Genomic DNA, 6242 nt, shown 5'->3' on the forward strand with positions numbered 1-6242 from the left:
CGCCGAGAACGGCAGTTCCACCGAGACGGGGGAGAGGCTGCGGAACCTGACCCCCGAGGGCCTGGAGGCCGCCTCCTACGAGATGCGGCTCCCGGTGACGGAGGATGGGCTCCACCGCCCGCGGCGCGGGCTCCAGCGGAGCCTTCCACCCAATGGCCGTCAACGAGACCGCGATCCGTTCCTGCACCTCGGGGTCCACCATGCGCCGGATCGTAGGCGGCACCGCGACACCGACGGACGAGAATCCGTAAACCCCGGACGGATGATCTACACCCGTGACAACCGCCCATCACCAGCACGAGTGTCATGACGCCCGCGCACGCCAGCCTCCTGACCAGCCAACTCCAAGATGGCGGAGGCTGCGTGCACCACACAGCCACACCAATCACGTCAAGCCCCGAAGGACTTTCGGAGTTGACCACCTAGTTCTTGCGTGCGGTTACCAGAGCAAAGGAGAGGAACTCTCCGCCGTCTGCGGTGAGCATGTCGATGACCGGCTGGTTGGCGCTCTGGCCGTCCGGCTGATGCTCGGCGCATGCCTGGGTCCACAGCAGCCAGTCCTGCCAGGCATCTTGCTGGAGCCGCGCGGACGTGACCTCCACCAGTTCAGTGATCGCCCACTGGAAGCGCCACCATTCCGCCGTGTGCCAGGCGATCGCTTCCCAGCCCACCACCTCCTTGATGTGGGACGGGATGGCCCCGAGTTCACGGACGTCCCGTGTCATGGCGGGCGTCGCCATGGCCAGTTGTCCACCGGGGCGGAGAAACCGGACCAGGTAGGGCAGGTAGTTGTCTGCCGTACCGAAGTACTCGAACGCGTCGACGCTCACGATGGCGTCAAAGCTCTCCTCCTCGAACGGCAAGGCGTGCGCCTCCGCCCGCACAGCCTCCACCTGATCGCCGACACCCGCGTCGGCGAAGACGGCTGCCGCATCCTCGGGGGCGACCCACAAGTCTGCCGCGACGACCTGGGCGCCATACTCACGGGCTAGGAACACCGACGTGGCGCCCTTGCCGGAACCGAGGTCGAGAATCCGCATCCCCGGGCGCAGATCAAGGTCCTGGGCGAGGTCCTCCAGCATCCACAACGGGTTCGGCCCCATGGCGAGGTCGAGCAACCAGCCAGGGTCATAGCGGGAGGAGCGCGGATAACGGTCCGGACGTACGAGATCATTCAAGGCAGTCACGAGCACGAACCCAAGCCGATCATCGCTCCAGGCACAACCCGGTTTCGCCTCACTGCTTGGGACTGCTGCAGGGTCTGCCGCACGATCGGGTGACATCTGATCTGGCTTGCCTGTGGGGCGGCCTGGAAGGATGTTGCTGTGCCTGTTCCGTATCCCGAAGAGTTCCGTGGCGATGCCGCGCGTGTGGCGCGCAACCGTGAGAAGGGCGTCGCCCTTGCGCAGATCGCGAAGGATTTCGGCATTCATGAGATGACACTGTCGAAGTGGCTGCGCCAAGCCGCCGTGGAGGACGGCGAGAAGCCCGGTGTCACCAGGTCCGGGTCCGCGGAGAACCGTGAGCTGAAGAAGCGTGTCCGGCTGCTGGAGCAGGAGAACGAGGTCTTGCGCCGCGCGGCGGCCTACCTGTCACAGGCGAACCTGCCGGGAAAAGGCTCTACCCGCTCGTGAGAGAGCTCGCCGCCGACACGGTCCCTGTCGCGCTCACGTGTCGGGTCCTGGGGGCTTGCCCGCCAGCGCTGCTACCGGTGGCTTCGCCGGCCGGGGACCGAGGCCGAGCTCAGCGAGGCTCACCGCGCGAACGTGCTGTTCGACGCACACCGCGACGATCCGGAATTCGGCTACCGGTTCCTCGCCGGCGAAGCCGAGGCAGTCGGCGAGCGTATGTGTGAGCGGACCGCGTGGCGGATCTGCCGGGACAACGCCTGGTGGTCGGTGTTCGGCAAGAAGCGGGCGAAGAACGGCAAGCGGTCCGGGCCGCTGGTGCACGACGATCTCGTCCGGCGTGACTTCACCGCCGGCGCGGTGAACGAGCTGTGGCTGACCGACATCACCGAACACACCACCGGCGAGGGCAAGGTGTATCTCTACGCGGTCAAGGACGCGTGTTCCGGCCGGATTGCCGAGTACTCCATCGGCAGCCGGATGCAGGCACGGCTCGCGGTGAATGCGCTGAACAACGCGGTCGGACATCGAGGTGACGTGGCCGGCTGTGTCGTCCATTCCGACCGCGGGTCGCAGGAGGTTTGCCGACAGGCAGTCCGGCGAACTGTCTGCCCAGCACGTCGTACGTCCTTGCCGGACTGGCAGTTCGACCGGACTTCCCGACGCTCCGTACCGGGCAGCGGCCGACGCCATCAACAACCTCGCCACCGCCCTCCCCCCCCCCAGACCCCTGCCGGCTCTCCTGCCGCCGACCTGGGGGTCACTTCCGACGTGGTGTTCCTCCGGGCGGTGCCCGCATGGGAGACCGAGGCCCTGTAGCAGGTCCACATCGCCCTGAAACAGCCACAGGATGGGGAACCGGATGCCGCCGGGCTCGGCGAACTGCTCCAGGAAGTGGGCGAGGACTGCCACCCGCCCCAGACCGCCGCCGACCTCGTCGGCCGGCTCAACCGCGTGCTCGCCGTGCTACTGCTCGACATTCCCGCCGTCCGCACGCTTGCCACCGCCCTCATTCTCAACACACCGCAGGACGCTCACGTCCAGACCGCCTGCGAACAGATCCACGCCGCCTGGGCCACAGCCGGGATCCACTGACCGTCATCGTGCACTCCGCCCGGACGCTGCTCAGGCGCGGGTGCGGGAGCACAGCACCAGGCGGTAGCCGTCCGGGTCGGCGATCGTCACACCGTGCTCGTCCCAGTACGGGCTGTGTGCCGGAACGCGAGTGCCGCCGGCCGCGACCAGGCGGTCGATCAGGGACTCGTCCGCCGGCTTGCCGAGGTAGACGACGAACAGGTCGTCCACCGTCGGGGTCGGCCCCAGCGGCCGCTGCGGGGCGTGCGTCGGCTCGAAATGCCAGGCAGCGCCGGGCGGGCCGACCATCAGCAGGTCGTGCTCGCCCGGCACGCGCTCGGTCGTACGTCACAGGACGGCCAGGCCGAGGCCGTTCACGTAGAAGCGTTCGGCGGCGGCGAGGTCCCGCGAGGGCTGGACCGGCCGGACTGGGACGGTGGAGTCGATCACGCTGGGACCTCCAGGGCAGCCCGCCAGACGGGGCTGTCGACGTAGTGGTTGTCGAACCGCTTCGCGGAGGCGGCGATCTCCGTCGCGTCGGCCTCGCCACGCATCACCCGGCCGAGCAGGCGCAGGTAGTCGAACCGGCCCATGCCCGGCGTGAACACGAACAGCACGTCCGCCTCACAGCCGGGCGCCGCGGCGAAGGCGTGCGGGGTGTGGGGCGGAACGGCCAGGAAGTCGCCCGCCTCCAGGACGGTGACCTCCTTTTCCACCAGCACCTGGAGGGATCCGCTGATCACGAAGAACAGCTCTGTCGCCCTGGTGTGGAAGTGGGCAGGTGCCCCCACGGCTCCCTTGGCGAACGTGGACCGGTAGCTGGTGAAGCCGTCGGCGGTGCTGTCCGAGTCGGCGAGCAGCGTCATCACACTGCTGGGGTCAGCGCAGGTCTCGGCCTCGGAGTGACGGGTCAGCACCGGCCGTCCGCCGGTCACTGTGATCTTCATGTCGTGCCCTTTCCAGGGATAGCGGCCGCTGCGCGAACCAGTCACCGTTCAACTCGGCGATCGGGACAGCGACGAGGAATGAGTTGAGACTGCACGCCAGGTTCTGCACCGGGTGCAGTCCGGGAAGGCGAGACAGCCCGCGAGGGCGGAGCCTCGATGAGGGTGGCCGCCGGGCTCCGGAGCCTCATCTGGCCTGCTCGGAGTGCGTGGACGTGCTCAGAGTGCCCGGTGCATGATGTGCAGTCCCACGTATCCGTGCACCGGATGGCGGAAGCCTTCCGGGAGGGTCCCCACCGCCTTGAGGCCGAGCGAGCGCCAGAGGGCGACCGCCCGCGTATTGGTCTCCACGACGGCGTTGAACTGCATGGCCCGGAACCCGTCGGCCCGCGCCTGTTCGAGGACGTGTTCCCCGAGCACCCGTCCCACGCCCCGCCTGGAGTGCGCCGGATCCACCATGAAGCTGGCACTTGTGATGTGCGAGGCGCCCCCGTGATGGTTGCGGACGCTGTTGGCGGTCCCGAGGATCTCGCCGCCGCTGCCTACGACGAACGTGTGCCCGGGCGGCTGCGGGAACCACATCACCCGCGCCTGCTCCTGGGTGGTTTCGCGATCCCAGGAAAAGGTCTCCCCGGCCCGCACGATGCCCTCCATGAACGCCCACATCGCGGGCCAGTCTTCCGCGGTCGCCTCCCGAACCAGCGGGGTAACGGTGCCGGTCACGTGTCGTGTTCCTCCCTCGTGCGAGTCGCCGGTGTTCGTCGACCGGGCAAAGGCCGTCGTCATCAGGCTCTTCCTTCATTCGATGGTCAGGCGGCGAAGATCGCGACGGGGTCACCGGTGAACCAGGCGTTGTCGATGCGCATCTTGCGGATCACCCAGCGGTCGCCGTCGCGGATCAGATCGACGGCGTAGGGGTTCTTCAGCAGGGAGAAGGTTCCGCGGTCGGCAACGAGTAGGTGCTGGGCCTCCACCAGCGCGGTCAGACGCGCGGTGGCGCCGTCGACGGCGATGCGCGCATTGGTGACTTGGTGGGTGGTGTCCACCCGGTCGGTGAACAGGCCGAGGATCGTGGTGACGATCGTGTCCCGGCCGACCATCAGCGGCGGTCTGTCTCCCCACTTCGCCGCCGCCGGGGCAAAGTCCAGCTCGGCGTCGGCGGCGAAGGCGGAGGCAAACAGCTGCGGATCCTTCAGGTCCTGGCCCAGGCCGAACCGGTACAGCGCGTCGAGGATCTCCGTACGGTCGCGCAGCTCCGCGACAACCTTCTCGGTCTCGGTGGCCGGGGCAGAAAGGGCGTGCGCCTCGGTTACGTACATTGCGTGCTCCCATGCGGGTCAGTCGGGTGTGCGAGCTGCATCAACCCTCGCTTGGCGCAGCGGTCCGATCAACGCCGACCTGTGCAACGATCGTGAAGTCAGGATTCACGATGCGCAGGGGGCGGAATGTTGGAACGACATGAACTGGACGCCTTCCTCACCCTGGCCGAGGAACTGCATTTCGGCCGGACCGCCGAGCGTCTGCACCTGTCCACCAGCCGGGTCAGCCAGACCATCGCCAAACTGGAACGCCGTGTCGGCGTCCCGCTGTTCAACCGCACCAGCCGCCGCGTGGAACTGACTGCGGTCGGCCGGCAACTGGAGGAGGAACTCCGGCCCGCCTGGATCCAGATCGCCGCCGCCTTCGAGCGGGCGGTCGATGCCGGACGCGGCCTCACCGGCACCCTGCGCGTCGCGTTTGTCGGCGCCGCCAGCGGCCAGCTCCTGGCCGGAGCCGCCGAATTGTTCCGCGGGCGCGAACCCGGCTGCGAGGTACGGCTGCGCGAGGCCCAGATGGCCGACGTCTTTCCCTGGCTCCGCGATGGCGAGGTCGACATCGCCCTGACCCACCATCCGGTGGACGAACCCGGCCTCGTATCCGGCCCGGTACTCGTGCGAGAGGCACGCATGCTGGCCGTTCCCTCGGGACATCCCTTCGCCCGCCGCGAGTCGCTGTCCCTGGAAGATCTGGCCCGGATGAGACTACTGCGGTTGCCCGAAAACGTGCCGGACTCCCTGCAGCGGAATTGCACGCCCCGCGCCACCCCGGCCGGACGCCCGATCGAGCACGGCCCCGCGACCGCGACGTTCAACGAGATGCTCACCCTCATCGGCGCCGGCCAGGGCGCCTTCACCGTCGGTGCGCAGGTCCGGCGCTACTACGCTCGCCCCGACGTCGCTTACGTTCCCATCAGTGACGCCCCACCCTTGGAATGGGCCCTCCAATGGCGCGACGACGCCACCACCGCCCGCATCCGCACCTTCAACGAGTCCGCCCTCATGCTGGTCGGCGGACTCACATAGTGCGGCGGCTGCCATTCCGCCCCGCTGTCCGGTTCGAGTCGCAGGCCCCGGCACTCACTCATGACCGCCGCAGTCATCGTCCTCGTCCAGCTCCGGCGCGTCCGGGTTGCGCAGCGGGCGCAGCGCGTGGGCGGCAGGGGTGGAGGCCGTGAAGCTGTAGCGGCCTAGGGCGTGTTGCGAAAGTGGATCTTGTTCGTTCATGATCGTGTCCTGTGGGACGTGGGGATCTGACGAACGGCCAGTGGTCCCGGCTT

Annotated in this window: 9 protein-coding genes and 1 pseudogene; 4 read left to right on the forward strand and 6 right to left on the reverse strand. The window is 68.2% G+C overall.

Features of this window, described 5'->3' with window-relative positions:
• Nucleotides 1–422: 422 nt before the first annotated feature.
• Nucleotides 423–1193, reverse strand: coding sequence for an SAM-dependent methyltransferase (locus ACWD0Y_RS35765; RefSeq protein ID WP_450264430.1), 771 nt, complete (start codon nt 1191–1193; stop codon nt 423–425).
• 132 nt (nt 1194–1325) lie between these two features.
• On the opposite strand from ACWD0Y_RS35765, the gene ACWD0Y_RS35770 reads away from it, so the two are divergent.
• From ACWD0Y_RS35770 to ACWD0Y_RS35780, 3 genes are all read left to right on the forward strand, one after another.
• A complete protein-coding gene (locus ACWD0Y_RS35770) occupies nt 1326–1634 on the forward strand; it encodes a transposase (protein ID WP_450264431.1) in 309 nt (102 codons plus the stop codon).
• A gap of 132 nt (nt 1635–1766) precedes the next feature.
• On the forward strand, nt 1767–2447 hold the full coding sequence (locus ACWD0Y_RS35775) for a transposase (RefSeq protein ID WP_450264432.1): 681 nt from the start codon (nt 1767–1769) through the stop codon (nt 2445–2447).
• A gap of 75 nt (nt 2448–2522) precedes the next feature.
• Nucleotides 2523–2723: a hypothetical protein gene (locus tag ACWD0Y_RS35780; RefSeq protein WP_450264433.1), complete on the forward strand. Its 201-nt coding sequence runs from the start codon at nt 2523–2525 to the stop codon at nt 2721–2723.
• Nucleotides 2724–2753: 30 nt separating this feature from the next.
• Here ACWD0Y_RS35780 and ACWD0Y_RS35785 read toward each other — a convergent pair.
• From ACWD0Y_RS35785 to ACWD0Y_RS35800, 4 genes and pseudogenes are all read right to left on the reverse strand, one after another.
• Nucleotides 2754–3152 (reverse strand): annotated as a pseudogene (locus ACWD0Y_RS35785) (VOC family protein).
• Nucleotides 3149–3649: a cupin domain-containing protein gene (locus ACWD0Y_RS35790; RefSeq protein ID WP_450264434.1), complete on the reverse strand. Its 501-nt coding sequence runs from the start codon at nt 3647–3649 to the stop codon at nt 3149–3151. Before ACWD0Y_RS35790 ends, ACWD0Y_RS35785 begins: the two are co-directional and overlap by 4 nt.
• Before the next feature lie 216 nt (nt 3650–3865).
• A complete protein-coding gene (locus ACWD0Y_RS35795; protein ID WP_450264437.1) occupies nt 3866–4312 on the reverse strand; it encodes an N-acetyltransferase family protein in 447 nt (148 codons plus the stop codon).
• Between the two features lie 143 nt (nt 4313–4455).
• The gene (locus tag ACWD0Y_RS35800) at nt 4456–4965 is read right to left on the reverse strand and encodes a nuclear transport factor 2 family protein (RefSeq protein WP_450264435.1); all 510 of its coding nucleotides are present in this window, start codon (nt 4963–4965) and stop codon (nt 4456–4458) included.
• 126 nt (nt 4966–5091) lie between these two features.
• On the opposite strand from ACWD0Y_RS35800, the gene ACWD0Y_RS35805 reads away from it, so the two are divergent.
• Nucleotides 5092–5988 (forward strand): LysR substrate-binding domain-containing protein, encoded by an 897-nt coding sequence (locus ACWD0Y_RS35805; protein WP_450264436.1) that lies wholly within the window; start codon nt 5092–5094, stop codon nt 5986–5988.
• Nucleotides 5989–6042: 54 nt separating this feature from the next.
• On the opposite strand, the gene ACWD0Y_RS35810 is transcribed toward ACWD0Y_RS35805, so the two are convergent.
• Nucleotides 6043–6189, reverse strand: a complete 147-nt coding sequence (locus ACWD0Y_RS35810) for a hypothetical protein (RefSeq protein ID WP_450264438.1) — start codon at nt 6187–6189, stop codon at nt 6043–6045.
• Nucleotides 6190–6242: the final 53 nt, after the last annotated feature.

This window comes from Streptomyces altiplanensis (genome assembly GCF_053591575.1).